The following is a 17,605-nucleotide window of genomic DNA, read 5'->3' as shown; positions in this document are numbered from 1 at the left end:
TTCGCAGCGCATGCTTCCAAGGGCGCGCGGATACCGCAGCCCAGTGGAGCTGGCTGGTCGCTGCAGACAGCCGCCTCAAGAGGCCGGCAGTTCCATCGCCGTCTGCAGCGACCAGCCGCCCCCCAGCGCCTTGTACAAGGCCACATGCCCTTGCAGGCGATCGTTCTGCAACTGGACCGCCTGGTCCTGGGCTGCATAGAGGGTGCGCTGGGTCTCCAGCAGCGCCAGCAGGCTTTCAGCCCCTGCGCGGTAACGCACCTCGGCCAGCGCCAGCGCACGGCGCGCCTGCTCCAGCTCCTGGGTGTGCGCCAGGATTTGCGCATCCACTCCTGCCAGCGTATGCAGCGCCGCCTGCACATCGCCCAGGGCCTGGACGATGGTTTGCCGGTAGACCGCCAGAAGCTCTGCTTGCCGGGCCTGGGCCAGCTCATGGCCCGCGGCCAGCCTGCCAGCGTCGAACACCGGTGCGACCAGCCCCGCAGCCAGCGTATACAAGGGGTTGTCGAACATGCCGCCCAGCCGGTCATCGCCGGTGCCCAGGCTGCTGGTCAGTGTCAGGCGCGGCAGCATGGCCGCACGGGCCACCGCCACATCGGCATGGGCGGCGGCCAGCTGCGCCTCGGCCCGCGCCACGTCCGGGCGGCGAAGCAGCAGTTCCGATGGCAGGCCCGCATCCAGCGCTGGGGCACGCAGGGCCATCACGCTGCGCTCCACCATGGGCGCAGCCGGTGTCTGTCCCAGCAGTATCTCCATGGAAGTCTGGGTCAGGGCCACCTGCTGCTCCAGCAGGGCCAGGCTGCGCTGTTGCGCTGCCACCAGCCCGCGCTGCTGCGCCAGGTCCAGCGGAGACGCCGCACCGGCGCGCACCCGGGAGTCGATCAGCTGCAGCAGCCGCTCGGCGCTGCGCAGATTGGATTGGGCGATCTCTGTGCGTTCGCGCAAGGCAACGCCTTGCAGCCATGCACTGGCCACCCCCGCGGTCACAGTCAGTCGCACGGTATCGCGGTCATAGGCGCTGGCGCGCACGCTGGCCTGGGCTCCCTCCAGTGCAGACCGGTTTCGTCCCCAGAAGTCCAGCTCGTAGCTGGCCGACAGCGCGGCGCCATAGCGGGTCCCGCTGACATTGGCCTGCCCACCGAGCCGCCCTTCCCGGTTGCCGTCCACAGAGGCAGTCACGGCCGGCAGCAGCGAAGCGCCTGTCTGGCGTGCACTGGCAGCGGCCTGGTCCACACGGGCCGTTGCCGCGGCAATGTCCCAGCTGCCTTGGTGGGCCTGCGCCACCAGGGCATCCAGTTCTGCACTGCCCAGGCTGCGCCACCAATCCTGGTTCACCGGCTGCAGATCACCCTGCGCCGCCTGCTGCCACTGGGTCGGCAAGGCCGGCGCCCATGCGGCGGGTTGCACCGATGGTGACGCGCACCCCATTAACGCCAACAGGGCCACACATGCCCCGGCGATTGCTAATACCTGCATTCCTACTCTCCTGCCAATGCCCGTACCGGGTCCAGACGCGCAGCGGTCTGGGCCGGCTTGTAGCCAAAGATCAGCCCGGTGATCACGGCACAGGCAAATGCGCCCAACATGGCCCGCATCGAAAACACCACGGCGACCTCGGCGGCAATCAACACCGCCCCCACCGCCAGCCCGACCAGCAGACCCACGCTGCCGCCAACCAGGGTCACCAGGCTGGCTTCGGTCAGGAACTGTCGCAAGATGTCGCGCTGGCGCGCGCCCACGGCCATGCGGATGCCGATTTCCCGTGTGCGCTCCTTGACCGTCATCAGCATCACATTCATCACCCCGATCCCGCCGACCACCAGCGAGACCGCCGCAATCAGGCCCAGCATCATGGCCATGCTCTTGCGGGTGGCGGCTTCCGCCTGGATGCGTGCCGCGGCGTTGCCGATGCCAAAGTCTTCCCGCCCGCCATGGCGGGCGATCAGCAGCTGGCGCATGGCGGTCTCTGCCGCATGGACCTGGGTGGAGGACATGGCCTCCACCACCACATAGTCCGGCTGGGTCTGGCTTTGGTAGACGCGGGCCCGGCCGGCGTTGTAGGGGATGAACACCATGTCGTCATAGTCCTGGGCACCGGAATCTGCCCCGCGCTCGCTCATGACGCCAATCACCTCGAAGGCCGAGTTGCCGATGATGAGCTGCTTGCCCAGCGGATTCGGGGTATCGGGGAAGAAGTGCTTCCAGGCCTTGTGCCCCAGCACCACCAGGGGTGCCAGGTCATGGTCTTCCGCCTGGGTGTAGAAACGCCCCTGGGCCACCGACCAGTGGTGAACGGCTGGCATTTCCTCGCTGGCGGCAAACACATAGAGCTGCTTGTCCGCGCTGCCGTAGCGCACGGTGACCGGGTCTCCGATGACCGGCAGCACGCGGCGGATTTCCGGCAGCTCGCGCACGGCCTGCAAATCCTCCTCGGTCAGCTGCCCAGCCGGCCCCCCGGTGGCAGGTGGCTTGCTTCCCATGTAGAGAATGGCCGTCCCCATGGTGCCCATGCGCTCCACCACCTGGCGGCGCGCCCCCTCCCCGATGGCCAGCATCACGATCACCGAAGCCACGCCAATCACGATGCCCAGCAAGGTCAGGCTGGTACGCACCCGGTTCACGACCATGCCGCGCCAGGCGCTGCGGGCCGCTTCCAGCAGATCGGCCCACCAGGAAGCCGTGGCCGTCTGGTGCGGCGCATCTTTTGCCGTCGGGATGGTCAGCGGCTGTGCCGGTGCCGCGGCTTGGTCCGCCGTGTGCCGGCTCTGGCTGTCGCTCACGATGCGGCCATCATGGATTTCAATCACGCGCCGCGCCTGGGCCGCCACGGACCGGTCGTGCGTGATCAGCAGGATGGTGTGCCCGGCATCGGCCAGCTCGTTCAGCAGCGCCATGACTTCGGCCCCGCTCTGGGAGTCCAGCGCGCCGGTCGGCTCGTCGGCCAGGATCACGCTGCCGCCATTCATCAATGCCCGGGCGATCGACACCCGCTGCTGCTGCCCGCCGGAAAGCTGGTGGGGCCGGTTGTGCAGCCTGGTGTTCAAACCCAGGCGGTTCAGCAGGCTCTGCGCCCTTTGCATCCGCGCTTCCTTGGAGACGCCGGCATAGATGGCGGGCATCTCCACGTTCTCCTGGGCGGTTTCGCTGGCAATCAGGTGGTAGCCCTGGAACACAAAGCCAAAGGCTTCGCGTCGCAGCCATGCCAGCGCATCCGCATCCAGCTGGCCCACATCCTGTCCCTGGAAGTGGTAGCTGCCCTGGCTGGGACGGTCCAGGCAGCCCAGGATGTTCATCAGCGTGGACTTGCCCGAGCCCGAGCTGCCGACCACCGCGACAAATTCGCCAGCATGGATGTCCAGATCAATGCCGCGCAAGACCGTGACTTCCGGCTGGCCGCCACTGCCGCCGTAGTGCTTGCAGATGCCGCGCAGCGCAATCAAGGGAACGGAACGGTCTGTGGATACCGAGGAAGGTGCCGATTCCGTGCTCACCATTGCAGCCACCGCAGCCCGCCCGCACTGGTGGTTTCACCCGTGACCACCTGCTCGCCCTCTTCCAGCCCCTGCAGCACGGCCACCTGGTGGCGGCTGCGCACACCGGTTTGCACGGCGCGGGATTCCGGCTGGCCGCGCGCGTTCAAGACACGCACCACCTGGCCGTCGCCCTTGGCATCCGGCTGCAGCGCCACCAGGGGCACCGTCAACGCCTGGGGAGCCCGTTCCGCGACAAAGACCACCTGCGCCGTCATCTGCGGCATCAGCTCGGCATCCAGGTTGTCCACATCGAACAGCACCGTATAGGCCACCGCCTTGGTGGCTGCTGCAGGCGCATTGGCCGCGTTGCCGGCCGGCGCCACGCTGGCAGAAGGTGCCGGCAAGACCTGGCGCACTTCGCTGCTCCAGCGGCGCGGCTTGTCCTGGCCTGCACTGCCCAGGGTGGTGAAGTACACCGGCATGCCTGGTTTGACCCGGCGCACATCGGCCTCCGAGACATCGGTCCAGACGGTCATGGCAGTCAGATCCGCGATGCGCAGGATATTGGGGGTCTGGTAGGTGGCGTTGAGCGTCTGGCCTTCGCGTGCCTCGACCGTCACCACGGTGCCGGCCATGGGGGCATAGATGCGGGTGTAGCCCAAGCGGGCCTCATCGGCCTTGAGGGTGGCCTGGGTCTGCTCGATCTGCGCCTTGAGATGCTCGATGCGTGCCGCAGCGCCTGCCAGCTGCGCCTGGGCGGACTGCACATCCTCTTCGCGCGTGGCCCCCTCCCGGGCCATCTGCTGCTGGCGCTCCCACTGCTGCTGGGCCAGCCGGTGCTGCGCCTGCTGTTCGGCCAGCTGCGCGCGCAAGCCTGCCAGCGATGCACGCCCGGCATCGACCGTGGCGCGTTGCACGCTGGGGTCGATCTCGACCAGCAATGCGCCCTTTTCCACCGTGGTGCCGGGGGCTACCAGCAAGCGCGTGATCTGCCCTGAGACCTGCGCCCCCACATCCACATAGCGGCGCGGCTGCAAGGTGCCGATGGCCGTCACCGTGGCCTCCACATCCCCGCGGGCCACCGCCTCCGTCTGGTAGGCCGTATAGGGCCGGCTGGCCCACCACAGAACACCAACTATTCCACTTGCGGCCGCCAGGGCCACGACCGTCCAACGCCTCAATCCACCAACCCACATCAAAGGAGCACTTTCAAAAAACAATAACAACCGCCTTGCGCCAGCGACATTCCCATTCCGGCCTCACCACAGCATCGCCGGCAGCAGCGGGAGCACGCAGCCGCTCACCCCTAGCAGCGCCGCCACCGCACCGGTGCGTGCCGTCCAGCGTGGGGACCAGGATATTCCTCCCACCGACAGCAACGCGCCCAGCGACCAGAAGCCGATGGCCGCCACCGTGCCCACGGTGGCATTCCAGCCCGCTACGCAGGGGACCCAGACGCACGCCAGCAGCAGCACGCCCACGCAGCGCAGCAGCCCACGCAACGCCACCGCCATGCGCAGCACCAGCCCCATGCCGGGATGGCGATCGAGGTGCCGGCTCATGCGCCCTGCCCGATCAGAATCGGCCCTTCAGGGTGACCGTCACCGTGCGCTTTTCACCATAGAAGTTGCCATAACCGGCGTAGCCCACGGTGCTGTAGTAGGTCTTGTCGAACAGATTGCCCACGTTCATGGCCACGCTCCAGTCCGGATTGATGGCGTAGCCCAGACGCGCAGACCAGACGGCCTGGCCAGGCGAGGTGAACTGGTACGGCGTCCATGCGCCGTCATAACGGCCCGTGACCGGGTTGTAGGCACTGATGCCCCCGGAGCGGAAGTTCGAGCTCTGCGCCACCACGCCCGCCCCCAGGCTCCAGCCGCGCATAGCGCCGGTCATGCGGTAGTCCGCCCAGGCCTTGAACAGATGGCGCGGCGTGATCGTGCTGAACTGGGCATCGTCCTGGCGCTTGTTTTCGTTGTCGTTGTAGGTGTAACCCACCGCCAGTTGCAGATTGGGCGTGATGCGCCCCATCAGCTCCAGGTCGATGCCCTGGCTTAGCAGGTAGCCGTCCCGGAAATAGCAGCAACCGCCACGCCAGTTGGTTTGCGGGTAAGCGGGGTCATAGGCTGCCTCGCCCTTTTTTTCCGTGCGGAACAGCGCGGCGCTGGCGATCAGGTCCTTGCCCCATTGGTTCTTGATGCCCAGCTCGTAAGTCCGGCCACGGACCGGATCCAGCGGCGCGCCTGGCAAGGGGGCGGAGAATTTGCCGGCCTGGGACTGGTAGATCTCTGCCGTGCTGGCGTACAGGCTGGTGGTGGCGGACCAGTCGTAGACCACGCCGGCATAGGGCACGAAGACCCCGTTTTCCCGGCTGCGGGAGTTGAGTACCCCGCTCATGTCGTACTGGGTGTTGCTGTCCCGCAAGGTGTAGCGCCCCCCCAGCACCACGGCCCAGTCCTTGACAGGGCGCAGGCGCAAGGAACCATACAGGCCGGACTTCTGGGTGCTGGTTTGCGAACCGCTGTCCCATGCCCCCAGCGGATAGCCGGGGTTGACCGGCGGTATGCGGTTGAACACGTCGGCAGGGCCGATCATCGGCCAGAGGCTGCGAACGGTATCGCTGGTGCGCTGCATGTCCCAACCCACAATCACATCGTGGCGTTGACCGAAGGCATCGAAGCCACCCTGGACGTTCACATCCAGGCTGGTTTCACGCGAACGTGTCTTGCTTTGGTGAATCCACCAATCCGCGCCTTCCAGGGTGATCGGGTCTGGTGCACTTTCGATTTCCGCGCCATTCACGCCTTCATGGAAGCGCGTGTGCCGCATCTGCGCCTTCACTTGCCAATCGGAAGAGAGCTGGTGCTCCAGCTTGGCAAACACCGTCTTGTTCTCACGCTCGATCCAGTTCCAGGGCGCCCCCATATTGGTGTCACGGGGCAGGCCGATGTCGCTGCCGTCTGCGTAACGTGGCAGGCTGGCGTTGAAGCCGGTATTGCGGTCTTTTTGGTAGCTGGCGCCCAGCATCAGCAGGGTGCTGGCGCTCAGGTCCATTTCCAGGGCGCCATACAGCATCTGCCGCTTCAGGCGCGACGGATCCGCCATTTCACGGCGATCGTGGTTGACCGCCACAAAGCGGCCGCGAACGCTACCAGTGGCGTTGAGTGCCCCCGTGGTATCCAGCTCGGCCCGGTAGTTGTTCAGCGTACCGCCGGACAGCAGCACCTGCGTCTGGCGCTGTACCTGGGGCCGCTTGTAGGTGAAGTTGATGACACCACCGGCCTCGCCAGCACCGAACATGCCGTCGGCACCGCGCAGTAGGCTGACGTTGTCGAACTGCGCCATGTCCAGGCTGCGGCTGCCGGATCGTGTCGAATTGGCCGCGCCGCCGTCATAGCGGATGTTCTTGATCTCCAGACCGCGCGACAGGTAGGTGGTGTCCAGCCAGGTCTCTTCACGGGTGACCCCCGTGGTCTGGTTCATCACATCGTCCAGCGTACGCAGTGCCTGGTCGTCCATGCGCTGGCGTGTGACGACGGTGACGGACTGCGGAATCTCCCGCAGCGATTGCGCCGCCTTGCCCACTTCCACCCCCTGGGGAGCATAGGAATTCAGGGCCTCGCTGTACACACTGGGCGCCGACTTCTCCGTGACGGTCACTTCGCCCAGGGCTGTGGTGTTGGCAGTGGCCGCAGCGCTTTGCGCCCAGCAGGCATCGAGGAGAACAAACAATGAGGCTGCGGCCAGAGCGCAGGCGCGCACAGCGCCGGGTGCGGCATGGCGGCCGGAAGAGAACAAGCGAGTGGACATGAACGACTCAAAGTGCGGAAACCACGGAATACCCCATGGGAACAGCACGATGCGCTCCGCCACGGGCAAGCAGAAGTGCTGTGGCTAAGACGGAGACCGTAGGCTGGCAGCTTAATAACCAAGAATCATTCTTAGTTTTATTAATAATTGTAAAGTACGCGCAAATTTTTGCGAACTGCATTGGCGCAAAAAATACAGCGACGGATCGTCCGCAGTGGTCGCTGATGGCGACAGCGGTTCAAAGGGCGGAAATGGCTGCAGTGGAATGCCCCGGACCATAACCGCCAGTGGAGCGGTACAAGGGAGGCAGCCCAGAGTGAAAAAGGCGCCGCAGTGCACACGCCGGTCGTTCCAAGGCCCAGCAAAAGCGCCCAGGCCTCGGCATGTGCCTCACCACCAGAGATCCATGGTGCTGCGCGACCGCGCACACCCGGCACCGCCGTCGCCGGGAGGCCGCCGCTCAGTCCAGCAGCAGCTGGCGCACCAGCGCCGTGGTCGAGGCATCCACCCCTTGCCAGTCCTTGCGGGCAATGCGGTCCTGCAGGTCCTTGGCCAGCAGCTTGCCCAACTCCACCCCCCACTGGTCGAAGCTGTTGATGCCCCAGATCACGCCCGAGCAGAACACGCGGTGCTCATACAGTGCCACCAGGGCACCGAACGAGGCCGGATCCAGCCGCTCCAGCAGCAGAAAGGTGCTGGGCCGGTTGCCTGGGCAATGCTGTTCAGGCCGGCCGTCGTGGCGACCCATCAGCAGGGCCTGGGCCTGGGCCACTGCGTTCACCACAAGGCTGCGGTGGTGGGCTCCCAGGTGCTTGCCGCCGTCGCGCAGGGCGATGAATTCCACCGGCACCACATCCTGGCCCTGGTGCAGCATCTGGAAGAACGCGTGCTGGCCGTTGGTGCCAGGCTCGCCCCAGACCACGGCCGAGGTCTGCACCCGGACGGGCCGACCGTCGCGGTCCACGCTCTTGCCGTTGCTTTCCATTTCCAGCTGCTGCAAATAGGCCGGCAGGCGGCGCAGGCCATGGCTGTAGGCAGCCATGCAGCGGCTGCCATAGCCCATGAAGTTGCGATACCAGACGTCCAGCAGCGCCAGACGCACCGGCAGGTTCTGCTCCAGCGGCGCCTGCACGAAATGCGCATCCATGGCGTGGGCGCCGGCCAGCATCTCGCGAAAGCGCTCCGCTCCCACCGCAATCGCCACCGGCAGGCCGATGGCGGACCACAGCGAATAGCGCCCCCCCACCCAGTCCCAGAACGGCAAGGTGGTGTGGATGCCGAAATCTGCCGCAGCGACCGTGTTGGTGGTCAGCGCGACAAAGTGGCGTGCCACGGCCTGGGCCTGTTCTTCGGCAGACAGTGCGGCCGTCTGCGCCATGAACCATGCCCGTGCCGAACGGGCATTGAGCATGGTTTCCGCCGTGGTGAAAGACTTGGAAGCCACGATGAACAGCGTGTGCCGGACATCCACCTTGTCCAGCACATGGCCCAGTTCGTGGCCATCGACATTGGAGACAAAGTGAAAGCGCTTGCCGGTGGTCACCCAGTCTTCGAGGGCATTCACCGCCACCTCCGGCCCCAGGTGGGAGCCGCCAATGCCGATGTTGACCACATCGGTGATGAGCGCGTCGCCCCGCACCCGCTCGGCCAGCGCCAGCATGGCGTCCAGCGTCTGGTGCACATCGCGCAAGGGCTGCTGCAATGCAGTATTACCGGACAGGGCTGCCGCCAGTTCACCACCATTAGCCGGCATGCGCAGCAGCCAGTGCATGGCCGCACGGTGCTCGGAGGTGTTGATGGCTTCGCCGGCAAACAAGGCCGTGCGCCAGGACTCCAGGCGGCGCTCGCGCGCCAGGGCCATCAGCGCAGCCTCGGCCTGTGCATCCCAGGCGTTTTTGGACAGGTCTGCAAACACATGGGGGGCCTGCAGACTGAAATCCGTCAGCCGCCGCGCATCGCTGGCAAATGCACCCCGAATGTCCCAGTCCTGGGTCTGTTGGCTACGCAGCAGCGCCAAGGACTGCCATGCGGACGTCTGATCACAACCCATTCACTGTGTCTCTTCGTTGTTCGGATACCCGGTTCAAACCGCCGCTGCCTGCATCAGTTGCTCCAGCTTCACCGCATCGGCCACAAAGGCGCGGATGCCTTCGGCCAGTTTTTCCGTGGCCATGGCGTCCGCGTTCAGGGCAAAGCGGAAACCGGCTTCGTCATAGTGCACACGCTCCAACGCCATGCCCTGGGCCGCTGCCGCATTCAGCTTGTGCGGCACGTCACCGGAAGCGGCCTGCAACTGTGCCAGCAGATCGGGTGCAATGGTCAGCAGGTCACAGCCGGCCAAGGCCAGAATCTGCCCCACATTGCGAAAGCTGGCACCCATCACCTCGGTGCGAATACCAAAGTGCTTGTAGTAATCAAAGATGCTGCGCACCGACTGCACGCCGGGGTCGTTGTCACCGGCCATGGCCGCCTCGTCCCAGCCCGCGCCGGCCTGCTTTTTGTACCAGTCGTAGATGCGCCCCACAAAGGGCGAAATCAGCTGCACCCCGGCATCGCCACAGGCAATGGCCTGGCAGCGCGAGAACAGCAGCGTCAGATTGGTGTGAATGCCTTCCCGCTCCAGCTGGCCGGCGGCCTGGATGCCTTCCCAGGTAGCTGCGACCTTGATCAGCACCCGCGAAGCCGTATCCACCCCCTGCGCCCGGTACAGGGCCACAATGCGCTGCGCCCGCGCCACGGTGGCGGCCGCATCGAACGACAGGCGGGCATCCACCTCCGTGGACACGCGCCCCGGCACCTTGGTCAGGATCTCGCACCCGAAGCGCACGATCAACTGGTCCATCAGCGCAGAAATCTCCGCCCCTTTACCCTGCGCAACCACTTGTTGCAGCAATGGGGCATATTCCGGTTTCTGCACGGCTTTCAAAATCAGCGACGGATTGGTGGTGGCGTCCTGGGGACGAAACTGTTCCATCTGCTGAAAATCACCGGTGTCTGCGACCACCGTCGTCCAGCGCTTGAGCGCTTCGAGCTGGTTCATACTTCTGATCCTGATGTGAAAGCCTGACAGTTGCATCGGCCGGCAAAAGCTCCGGCTGCTGGGGCGTAAGTGTATGCGCCTGCGCTGTGTGCCTTTTTTTGAATAACGCAAGTGTTTGTCATGCTGGACCGGATAGCTGCCTCCCTCCCCTCCCTCGCCCCCGCCGAACAGCGTGTGGGCGAACTGGTTCTGCACGACCCCAAGGCATTCGCCCATCTGCCGGTGCGCGAACTGGCCGAACGCGCCCATGTCAGCAAACCCACGGTGGTGCGCTTTTGCCGCAGCATGGGCTATGACGGCCTGGCGGACTTCAAGCTGAAACTGGCCGGCCATGCCAACGAAGGCGTGCCCTTCATCCACCGCAGTGTCGATACGGACGACAAGCCGGCCGATGTTCTGGTCAAGGTCATCGACAACTCCGTCGCCGCATTTTTGCAGTACCGCAATGCAGCCTCCCCGGCTCAGCTGGAGCAGGCCGGTCTGGCCATCTTGCGCACCTGGAAACAAGGCCAGCGGCTGGAGTTTTACGGCGCCGGCAATTCCGGCATCGTGGCCCAGGACGGCCAGCACAAGTTCTTTCGCCTGGGCATCACCTGCCTGTCCAGCAGCGACGGACATATCCAGGTGCTGAGTGCCACCATGCTGCGTCCGGGCGACTGCGCGGTCATCGTGTCCAATTCCGGTCGCACCCGGGATCTGCTGGACGCCGCGGAAATTGCCAAGGCCAACGGCGCCACCGTGATTGCCATCACCGCCAGCCATTCCCCTCTGGCCAGTCTGTGCGACATCCATCTGGCAGCCGACCACCCGGAAGGCTATGACGTCTACAGCCCCATGGTCTCCCGCCTGCTGCATTTGCTGATCATCGATGTGCTCGCCACCCACGTCGCCCTGCAGATGGGGCCCGAGCTGCAAAACCAGCTGCAGCAATTGCGCACCAACCTCCAGTCCAAGCGCCACAGCCCGGAACAATGAAAAAACCGGCCCATGGCCGGTTTTTTGCAAGCTGCGCAGCTTCAGAAACGATGGCGCAGACCCGCAGTAATACCCGTGCGGGTACGTGCATGGCTGACCGTATCGATTTCCATGCCGGCACCGCCGCTGATACGGGTGTGATCCACCGCGAAATAGGCATCCGTGCGCTTGCTGAATGCGTAATCCACGGCAGCAATCATGAAATTGGCCTTGCCATTGTGCGAGCCATCGGCATCACCCGATTGCTTGGCATGGAAGTAATGCAGGCCTGCATTCAACTGGGGCGTGATCTGGTAGCCAAAACCCACCTTGATCATCTGGCGCTTGTCCGCGCCACCTGGCTGGAAACCGCCATTGGTCTGACCGGACCACATGCTGCCCACGATCGCCAAGTCGGTCGCATTGCGGACCTGACCGGCGATATCTGTAGCCCCTGCACGCTCGATCTTGATCTTGTTCTGGCCGTAGCCCAGATTCAGATACAACGGGCCCGAGCGGTAAGACCCCCCCAATGTCCATGCATCCAGATCGGAACCGCCTGGCAGCGAGGTGCGCAGATAACCACCGCCTACCGAAATGCCGTTTTCGGAATAACGCAGGAAACCACCCACCTGCTTCAATGCGCCTGCAGCCACAGCCGGGATATTGGCTGCGGCGTAGGTATTCACGGCTGTGCCGACCTGCGTTGCAATATATTGCGGCACCGACATTCCCGCTGCCGTTGCTGCTGCTGACGTTGCCGCAAGGTTGCCCTGCAAAGCGGCTTGCCTTGCTGCACCGGCCGCTTGCGCGCCCTGCGTCAAAGCGTCGGTGTTATTGCCTTCTGCGAACGAATACTGCAGCGTACCCACCCAGTTGCGCGACGGCGTGGCCAGGGTGTATTTGAGCGAATTGCTGGAACGCGCACCGGCCGCCATGCCCAGCTCCGGCTTGTAGGCATCCATATAGGGCGAATAAGGGAAGGATGCGTAGGTGGAAGTCACCACATCAAACAGCACATTCCACTGGCGGCCCATGGTCAGCTTGCCATAAGGCCCTTGCAGACCCACATAGGACAATTGGAAATAAGGCGCCGTCGCATCCTTCTCACCGGTATCCGCATTGAAACGGTGCTCCACGTGCGCCAGGGCCTTGGAGCCACCGCCCAGGTCTTCCTCGACATTCAGGCCCCAACGGCTTTGGGACATGCCTCCGCCAATCATCTTGGTCAGGCCGTCCTTGCCGGCGCCTTCGTTGTTGGTGTGGCGCACGCCGACGTCCACAATGCCCCACAACTCCACCTTGCTCTGCGCCTGGGCGGCCAGTGAGCCTCCCAGGCCCACCAAAGCGATTGCCACGCTCACCGCGGTCTTTGTATGCATCAGCTGTCTCCTTCGTGAATATGTGTAATTGGCTGTGTGCAATTTCATTCTAGAAGGGGCAGGGCGACAAAAGTGCACTCGCGTGCTTTTTTGCCACAGGCAGAAACCCTAAACGAAAAAACCAGCCCGAAGGCTGGTTTTTGTCTTGCTAACCGAAGCAGGCTTGCGCCTGCGTCCAATTAGAAAGCGTGACGGATACCGACTTGCAGACCGTGCTGCGAGCCGTTGTCCTTCAGAGTGGCGGCAGTGCCCAGGGTTTGACCCAGAGCGCCGTCATCCTTGTTCTTGATGTAGGCGTAGGTACCGTACACAGCAGTGCGCTTGGACAGGTTGTGCACATAGCCCAGAGCAAACTGGTCGGCCTTGTGCTTGTCAGCACCGGCGATTTCGCCTTCGTAACGGTTGTACGAAGCCTTCACTTCGCCAGCAGCGCCGACAGGAGCGGACAGACCCAGGTAGTAACCCTTGGCCTTGTTCTTGTCGCCAGACACAATCTTGGCGCTGGAATCGCGGTAAGCAGCAGACAGCTTCACCACGCCCAGGTCGTACGAACCACCCAGGGCCCATGCGGTCACGTCACGTGTCAGGTTGCTGTTGGCGCCACGGTTCGAACGCTCGCCCGACAGACCCAGGCTCAGAGGGCCGTTGTCATAGGTCAGGCCAGCACCGACGTAACGGCTGTCGCGGTTTTCGCCAGCGACTTCACCGAAGCCGTAGTTCACAGCAGCCTTGAAACCGCTGATGTTAGGCGACACGTAGGTGATCATGTTGCTGACGCGTTGGTTGGTCAGAGCAACAGCGTTGGCATCAGCCCACAGGCGGGACACGCCCAGACCCACTTGGCCGAACACGTCGTAACGGCTGGTGGCCTTGTAGGCTTCGGTCAGATCACGACCCAGACGCACTTCACCGAAGCCGCCTTCCAGGCCCACGGTCGAACGACGCTTGAATTCCAGACCGGAACCCGAAGCACCGCCGGATTGACCGGAACCGGAGTCAGCCAGGATACCGGCTTCCAGCCAGAAGTTGGCCTTCAGGCCACCGCCCAGGTCTTCCACGCCGCGGAAACCGATACGGCTGGTAGCGTTGCCACCGGAGTTGATGCCGTTCCAGTTGTCAGCACCGTTGACATAGGTCACGGCTTCGTCGACCACGCCGAACACGGTCACGGAGGATTGGGCCATTGCGGCGCCGGAAGCAGCCAGCACAGCCAGGGCGATCAGAGATTTCTTCATTGCGAGTTACTCCAAGGTTTACAGAGGGCGGCGGAGCGGGAATCGTCTTCTTACAGGACAACCTGGCCGACATCCGCGCCAACCTCCTGGTGGGGAAGTTGAGCCTATTGCACCAGACCGGGGAGGGATGCGCAAAGCAATTCACCTACATGACTGCCAAAAACGCGCTTTTACGTTGCTCTTAAGCAACAGATGCGAATGACGCCGCCCCCGCGCCCCGTGACAGTGCACGAGGCCATGTGCTGCTATTCAGCCCTCGACGATGTCGAAGCTGGTGGTGATCTGCGCCGTTTTGCCCAGCATGATGCTGGCGGAGCAGTACTTCTCATGGCTCATGGCGATCGCACGCTCCACGGCGGTGGCAGGCACGCCTTTGCCCGTCACGGTGAAATGCATGTTGATGGCGGTGAACACCTTGGGTTCTGTATCGGCACGTTCAGCCGATAACTTGACACTGCAGCCGCGCACATCGTGGCGGCCGCGCTTCAGGATCAGCACCACGTCGTAGGCCGTGCAGCCGCCGGTACCGGCCAGCAGCGCCTCCATCGGGCGCGGTGCCAGGTTCTGGCCGCCGTTGACGGGGTTCTTTTCGTCCGGCGCGCCATCCATGGCCAGGATGTGGCCGCTGCCGGTTTCTGCAATAAAGCCCATGCCCGAGCGCGTGCCCGTAGCGCCAGTCCAGCTGACGGTGCATTCCATATCAAGGTTCTCCCTAGTGCTAAGCGTAAGCGTAGTCCGGCCGAAAGTTTCAGCCGTTCCTGAAAATTCAGTATTTGTTGCGACGCAACAGAAAACTGCATACAATGCGAATCATGCGTTATCCGATTGTCGGATGGACAGCACGAAGAAGACTTTCTCTTCGTCCCCGCACCGATTGTCTCCTCCACCTCCTCTAACGGTGGATTCAGCCCCAAGCCCGCAACGGCTTGGGGCTTTTTTTCGTGCTGCGGCCGGCGCACGCCGCAGGATTTCCCGGCACCACATCGGCTCATGCCGGCCTGAGCGCCATGCCATGTGGCGGCACGCTACGTAGTGTGCGCTGCAGCATCCGGGCGGCAAATGCCTATGATGGTAGCCCTCGCGCACCGCCCACCGGCGCTGCGGCACCGCTTCTGGCACCTATTCCATGACGAAGACACCCCTCACCCCTGCCGACTATCTGACCCGCATCCTCAATGCACGCGTCTACGACGTGGCCGTGGAGTCGGACCTGGACATTGCCAAGAGCCTCAGCCGCCGCCTGCACAACAAGGTGCTGCTCAAGCGCGAAGACCAGCAGCCCGTCTTCAGTTTCAAGCTGCGCGGCGCCTACAACAAGATGGCCCATCTGTCGGCCGAGCAGCTGCAAAAAGGCGTGATCTGCGCCTCCGCCGGCAACCACGCCCAGGGCACGGCCATGAGCGCCAGGAAGCTGGGTTGCCGGGCCGTCATCGTCATGCCCACCACCACACCCCAGGTGAAGATCGACGCCGTGATCGCCCTCGGCGGCGAAGCGGTGCTGGCAGGAGAAAGCTATTCCGACGCCTACAAGCACGCCGTCAAGCTGCAAAAGGAACAGGGCCTGACCTTTGTCCACCCTTTCGACGACCCGGACGTGATTGCCGGCCAGGGCACGATTGCCATGGAAATGCTGCGCCAGCTGCAGCAACTGGGCAGCCAGCGCCTGGACGCCGTGTTCGTGCCCATTGGCGGCGGCGGCCTGATTGCCGGCGTGGCCAATTACATCAAGGCCGTGCGGCCGGACGTGAAGGTGATTGGCGTGCACACCAAGGACTCCAACGCCATGCAGCAGTCGGTGCAGGCCGCCCAGCGCGTGGAGCTGGCCGATGTCGGCCTGTTTGCCGACGGCACGGCCGTGAAGCTGGTGGGTGAGGAAACCTTCCGTATCACCCAGGGCCTGGTGGACGACTTTGTGACCGTGGACACCGATGCCGTCTGCGCCGCCATCAAGGACATCTTCACTGACACCCGCTCCATCGTCGAGCCCTCCGGCGCCCTGGGCGTGGCTGCCATCAAGCAGTACGTGGCCCGGCACAAGACCAAGGGCGAAACCTATGCCGCCATCCTGAGCGGCGCCAACATGAACTTCGACCGCCTGCGCTTTGTGGCAGAGCGTGCCGAGGTGGGCGAAGAGCGCGAGGCCCTGTTTGCCGTGACCATCCCCGAAGAGCGCGGCAGCTTCAGGCATTTTTGCGAAGTGGTGGGCAAGCTGCCCGGCGGTCCGCGCAGCGTGACCGAGTTCAATTACCGCATCAGCCACGACAGCAAGGCCCATGTGTTTGTGGGTCTGACCACGCCGACCAAGGGCGAATCCGAGAAGATCTGCAAGAACTTCCAGAAAAACGGCTTCGAGGCGCTGGACCTGACCTTCGATGAAATGGCCAAGGAGCATCTGCGCCACATGGTGGGCGGCCATTCGCCGCTGGCCCAGGACGAGCGCCTGCTGCGCTTTGTCTTCCCGGAACGCCCGGGCGCACTGTTCAAGTTCCTCAGCCTGATGGCCCCGACCTGGAACATCTCGCTGTTCCATTACCGCAACCAGGGCGCTGACTATGGCCGCATCCTGGTCGGCATGCAGGTACCGGCCAAGGACAGCAAGAAGTTTGAAAGTTTCCTCAAGCAACTGGGCTATCCCTGGGTCGAGGAAACCGACAACCCGGCCTACCAGCTGTTCCTGAAATAAGCCGCACTGCACGGCGGCGCTGCCTCCCCTCTCTTTTCGAGAGGCGCAACGTGCCGCCACCCTTGCCGCGGCGGCGGGCAAGGCGGCGCCAGTTCCGCATGCCGCATCCGATACAGTGTTCCCAAGTGGCGTGTTCCACGCCTTGCCCCCTGCGGCATCGGCGCGCACAGCGCCTATGCCTGGAGTCCTTCACCCGCCATGCAGTCCTTGCGCCACTTTCTATTGGCCGTGCAATTCTTCAGCCGCATCCCGGTCAGCGGGCGGCTGGCCTCCTGGGTGGGCTGGAGCCCGGCCCTGCAGCGCGCCAGCGCCGGGCATTTGCCGGGGGTGGGCTGGCTGGTGGGACTGTGGGCCGCGCTGCTGCTGGGCGCATCGCTGTGGCTGCTGCCCTCCACCAGCTGGACACCCTTGGTCGCAGCCCTCCTGAGCACGGCAGGCACGCTGTGGCTGACCGGAGGCTTCCACGAAGACGGCCTGGCCGATGTGGCCGACGGCCTGGGTGGCATGGTGCCACCCGAGCGCGCGCTGGAAATCATGAAAGATTCCCGCATCGGTGCGTATGGCGTGATGGCGCTGGCCATGGCCTTGCTCACCAAGCTGGGACTGATCGCGCTGCTGCTGGCGACCATGGAGCCGTTCTGGGGCCCGGTGCCAGTGCTGATACTGGTGTGTTGCACCCATGTGCTGTCACGCTTTGCGCCGCTGGTGCTGATGCACACCCTGCCCCATGTGGGCCTGGCCGCTGCCAGCAAGACCCTGCATGTCGCGGGACAGCCGCTGGATTGGAAAGGCCTGCTCACCGGCGCGCTGTGGAGCCTTCCGGCCCTGGCCCTGCTGAGCTGGCTGGGCACCTACCGCTATGTGATCTGCCTGCTGGGAGCCATGGCCCTGACCATCTGGTGGGTGCGCCGCTGGCTGTGGCGCCGCCTGGGCGGCATGACGGGGGACTGCCTGGGTGCCTGCCAGCAGTTCACCGAGCTGGCTTTGCTGCTGGCCACGGCCCTCTACCTGCGCCAGTTGCTGTGAGCATG

General features: G+C 64.3%; 13 protein-coding genes. 3 read left to right on the top strand and 10 right to left on the bottom strand.

Annotated features, from left to right (window positions below; translation table 11 throughout):
- Positions 1-75 precede the first annotated feature (75 nt).
- The 7 genes from CT3_RS03215 to tal form a co-directional block, all read right to left on the bottom strand.
- Positions 76-1,425, bottom strand: a complete 1,350-nt coding sequence (locus tag CT3_RS03215) for an efflux transporter outer membrane subunit (protein WP_428042518.1) — start codon at positions 1,423-1,425, stop codon at positions 76-78.
- Positions 1,426-1,475: 50 nt separating this feature from the next.
- Positions 1,476-3,491 carry an ABC transporter permease gene (locus CT3_RS03210; RefSeq protein ID WP_066540277.1) on the bottom strand — a complete coding sequence of 672 codons (2,016 nt, stop codon included), beginning with the start codon at positions 3,489-3,491 and terminating at the stop codon, positions 1,476-1,478.
- On the bottom strand, positions 3,485-4,666 hold the full coding sequence (locus CT3_RS03205) for an efflux RND transporter periplasmic adaptor subunit (protein ID WP_066540276.1): 1,182 nt from the start codon (positions 4,664-4,666) through the stop codon (positions 3,485-3,487). The genes CT3_RS03210 and CT3_RS03205 overlap by 7 nt, the downstream gene beginning before the upstream one ends.
- 63 nt (positions 4,667-4,729) lie before the next feature.
- On the bottom strand, positions 4,730-5,032 hold the full coding sequence (locus CT3_RS03200; RefSeq protein WP_083520573.1) for a DUF3325 domain-containing protein: 303 nt from the start codon (positions 5,030-5,032) through the stop codon (positions 4,730-4,732).
- 13 nt (positions 5,033-5,045) lie between these two features.
- Positions 5,046-7,280: a TonB-dependent siderophore receptor gene (locus CT3_RS03195; RefSeq protein WP_066540837.1), complete on the bottom strand. Its 2,235-nt coding sequence runs from the start codon at positions 7,278-7,280 to the stop codon at positions 5,046-5,048.
- 460 nt (positions 7,281-7,740) lie between these two features.
- Positions 7,741-9,330: a glucose-6-phosphate isomerase gene (gene pgi, locus CT3_RS03190; protein WP_066540274.1), complete on the bottom strand. Its 1,590-nt coding sequence runs from the start codon at positions 9,328-9,330 to the stop codon at positions 7,741-7,743.
- A 33-nt stretch (positions 9,331-9,363) separates the two neighbouring features.
- Positions 9,364-10,320, bottom strand: a complete 957-nt coding sequence (gene tal, locus CT3_RS03185) for a transaldolase (RefSeq protein ID WP_066540272.1) — start codon at positions 10,318-10,320, stop codon at positions 9,364-9,366.
- 120 nt (positions 10,321-10,440) lie between these two features.
- On the opposite strand from tal, the gene CT3_RS03180 reads away from it, so the two are divergent.
- Positions 10,441-11,295: a MurR/RpiR family transcriptional regulator gene (locus tag CT3_RS03180; RefSeq protein WP_066540835.1), complete on the top strand. Its 855-nt coding sequence runs from the start codon at positions 10,441-10,443 to the stop codon at positions 11,293-11,295.
- Positions 11,296-11,336: 41 nt separating this feature from the next.
- Here CT3_RS03180 and CT3_RS03175 read toward each other — a convergent pair whose 3' ends face one another.
- From CT3_RS03175 to CT3_RS03165, 3 genes are all read right to left on the bottom strand, one after another.
- The gene (locus CT3_RS03175) at positions 11,337-12,656 is read right to left on the bottom strand and encodes a porin (protein ID WP_066540270.1); all 1,320 of its coding nucleotides are present in this window, start codon (positions 12,654-12,656) and stop codon (positions 11,337-11,339) included.
- Positions 12,657-12,835: 179 nt separating this feature from the next.
- Positions 12,836-13,891: a porin gene (locus tag CT3_RS03170; protein ID WP_066540268.1), complete on the bottom strand. Its 1,056-nt coding sequence runs from the start codon at positions 13,889-13,891 to the stop codon at positions 12,836-12,838.
- 249 nt (positions 13,892-14,140) lie between these two features.
- Positions 14,141-14,590 (bottom strand): OsmC family protein, encoded by a 450-nt coding sequence (locus CT3_RS03165; RefSeq protein ID WP_066540262.1) that lies wholly within the window; start codon positions 14,588-14,590, stop codon positions 14,141-14,143.
- A gap of 427 nt (positions 14,591-15,017) precedes the next feature.
- Between CT3_RS03165 and ilvA the strand changes: the two genes are divergently transcribed.
- Positions 15,018-16,574: a threonine ammonia-lyase, biosynthetic gene (gene ilvA, locus CT3_RS03160; RefSeq protein ID WP_066540258.1), complete on the top strand. Its 1,557-nt coding sequence runs from the start codon at positions 15,018-15,020 to the stop codon at positions 16,572-16,574.
- Between the two features lie 198 nt (positions 16,575-16,772).
- Positions 16,773-17,600: an adenosylcobinamide-GDP ribazoletransferase gene (locus tag CT3_RS03155; protein ID WP_066540255.1), complete on the top strand. Its 828-nt coding sequence runs from the start codon at positions 16,773-16,775 to the stop codon at positions 17,598-17,600.
- The last annotated feature ends 5 nt before the right edge of the window (positions 17,601-17,605 follow it).

Origin of the sequence: Comamonas terrigena NBRC 13299 (genome assembly GCF_006740045.1) — a bacterium.
Classification (GTDB): domain Bacteria; phylum Pseudomonadota; class Gammaproteobacteria; order Burkholderiales; family Burkholderiaceae_C; genus Comamonas; species Comamonas terrigena.
This window is presented reverse-complemented; position numbering and strand designations above follow the sequence as displayed.

Bases quoted from the DNA above. Each gene is read 5' to 3' on its own strand.
- CT3_RS03215 (WP_428042518.1), bottom strand. From the start codon at position 1,425: ATGGGGTGCGCGTCACCATCGGTGCAACCCGCCGCATGGGCGCCGGCC.
- CT3_RS03210 (WP_066540277.1), bottom strand. From the start codon at position 3,491: ATGGTGAGCACGGAATCGGCACCTTCCTCGGTATCCACAGACCGTTCC.
- CT3_RS03205 (WP_066540276.1), bottom strand. From the start codon at position 4,666: ATGTGGGTTGGTGGATTGAGGCGTTGGACGGTCGTGGCCCTGGCGGCC.
- CT3_RS03200 (WP_083520573.1), bottom strand. From the start codon at position 5,032: ATGAGCCGGCACCTCGATCGCCATCCCGGCATGGGGCTGGTGCTGCGC.
- CT3_RS03195 (WP_066540837.1), bottom strand. From the start codon at position 7,280: ATGTCCACTCGCTTGTTCTCTTCCGGCCGCCATGCCGCACCCGGCGCT.
- pgi (WP_066540274.1), bottom strand. From the start codon at position 9,330: ATGGGTTGTGATCAGACGTCCGCATGGCAGTCCTTGGCGCTGCTGCGT.
- tal (WP_066540272.1), bottom strand. From the start codon at position 10,320: ATGAACCAGCTCGAAGCGCTCAAGCGCTGGACGACGGTGGTCGCAGAC.
- CT3_RS03180 (WP_066540835.1), top strand. From the start codon at position 10,441: ATGCTGGACCGGATAGCTGCCTCCCTCCCCTCCCTCGCCCCCGCCGAA.
- CT3_RS03175 (WP_066540270.1), bottom strand. From the start codon at position 12,656: ATGCATACAAAGACCGCGGTGAGCGTGGCAATCGCTTTGGTGGGCCTG.
- CT3_RS03170 (WP_066540268.1), bottom strand. From the start codon at position 13,891: ATGAAGAAATCTCTGATCGCCCTGGCTGTGCTGGCTGCTTCCGGCGCC.
- CT3_RS03165 (WP_066540262.1), bottom strand. From the start codon at position 14,590: ATGGAATGCACCGTCAGCTGGACTGGCGCTACGGGCACGCGCTCGGGC.
- ilvA (WP_066540258.1), top strand. From the start codon at position 15,018: ATGACGAAGACACCCCTCACCCCTGCCGACTATCTGACCCGCATCCTC.
- CT3_RS03155 (WP_066540255.1), top strand. From the start codon at position 16,773: ATGCAGTCCTTGCGCCACTTTCTATTGGCCGTGCAATTCTTCAGCCGC.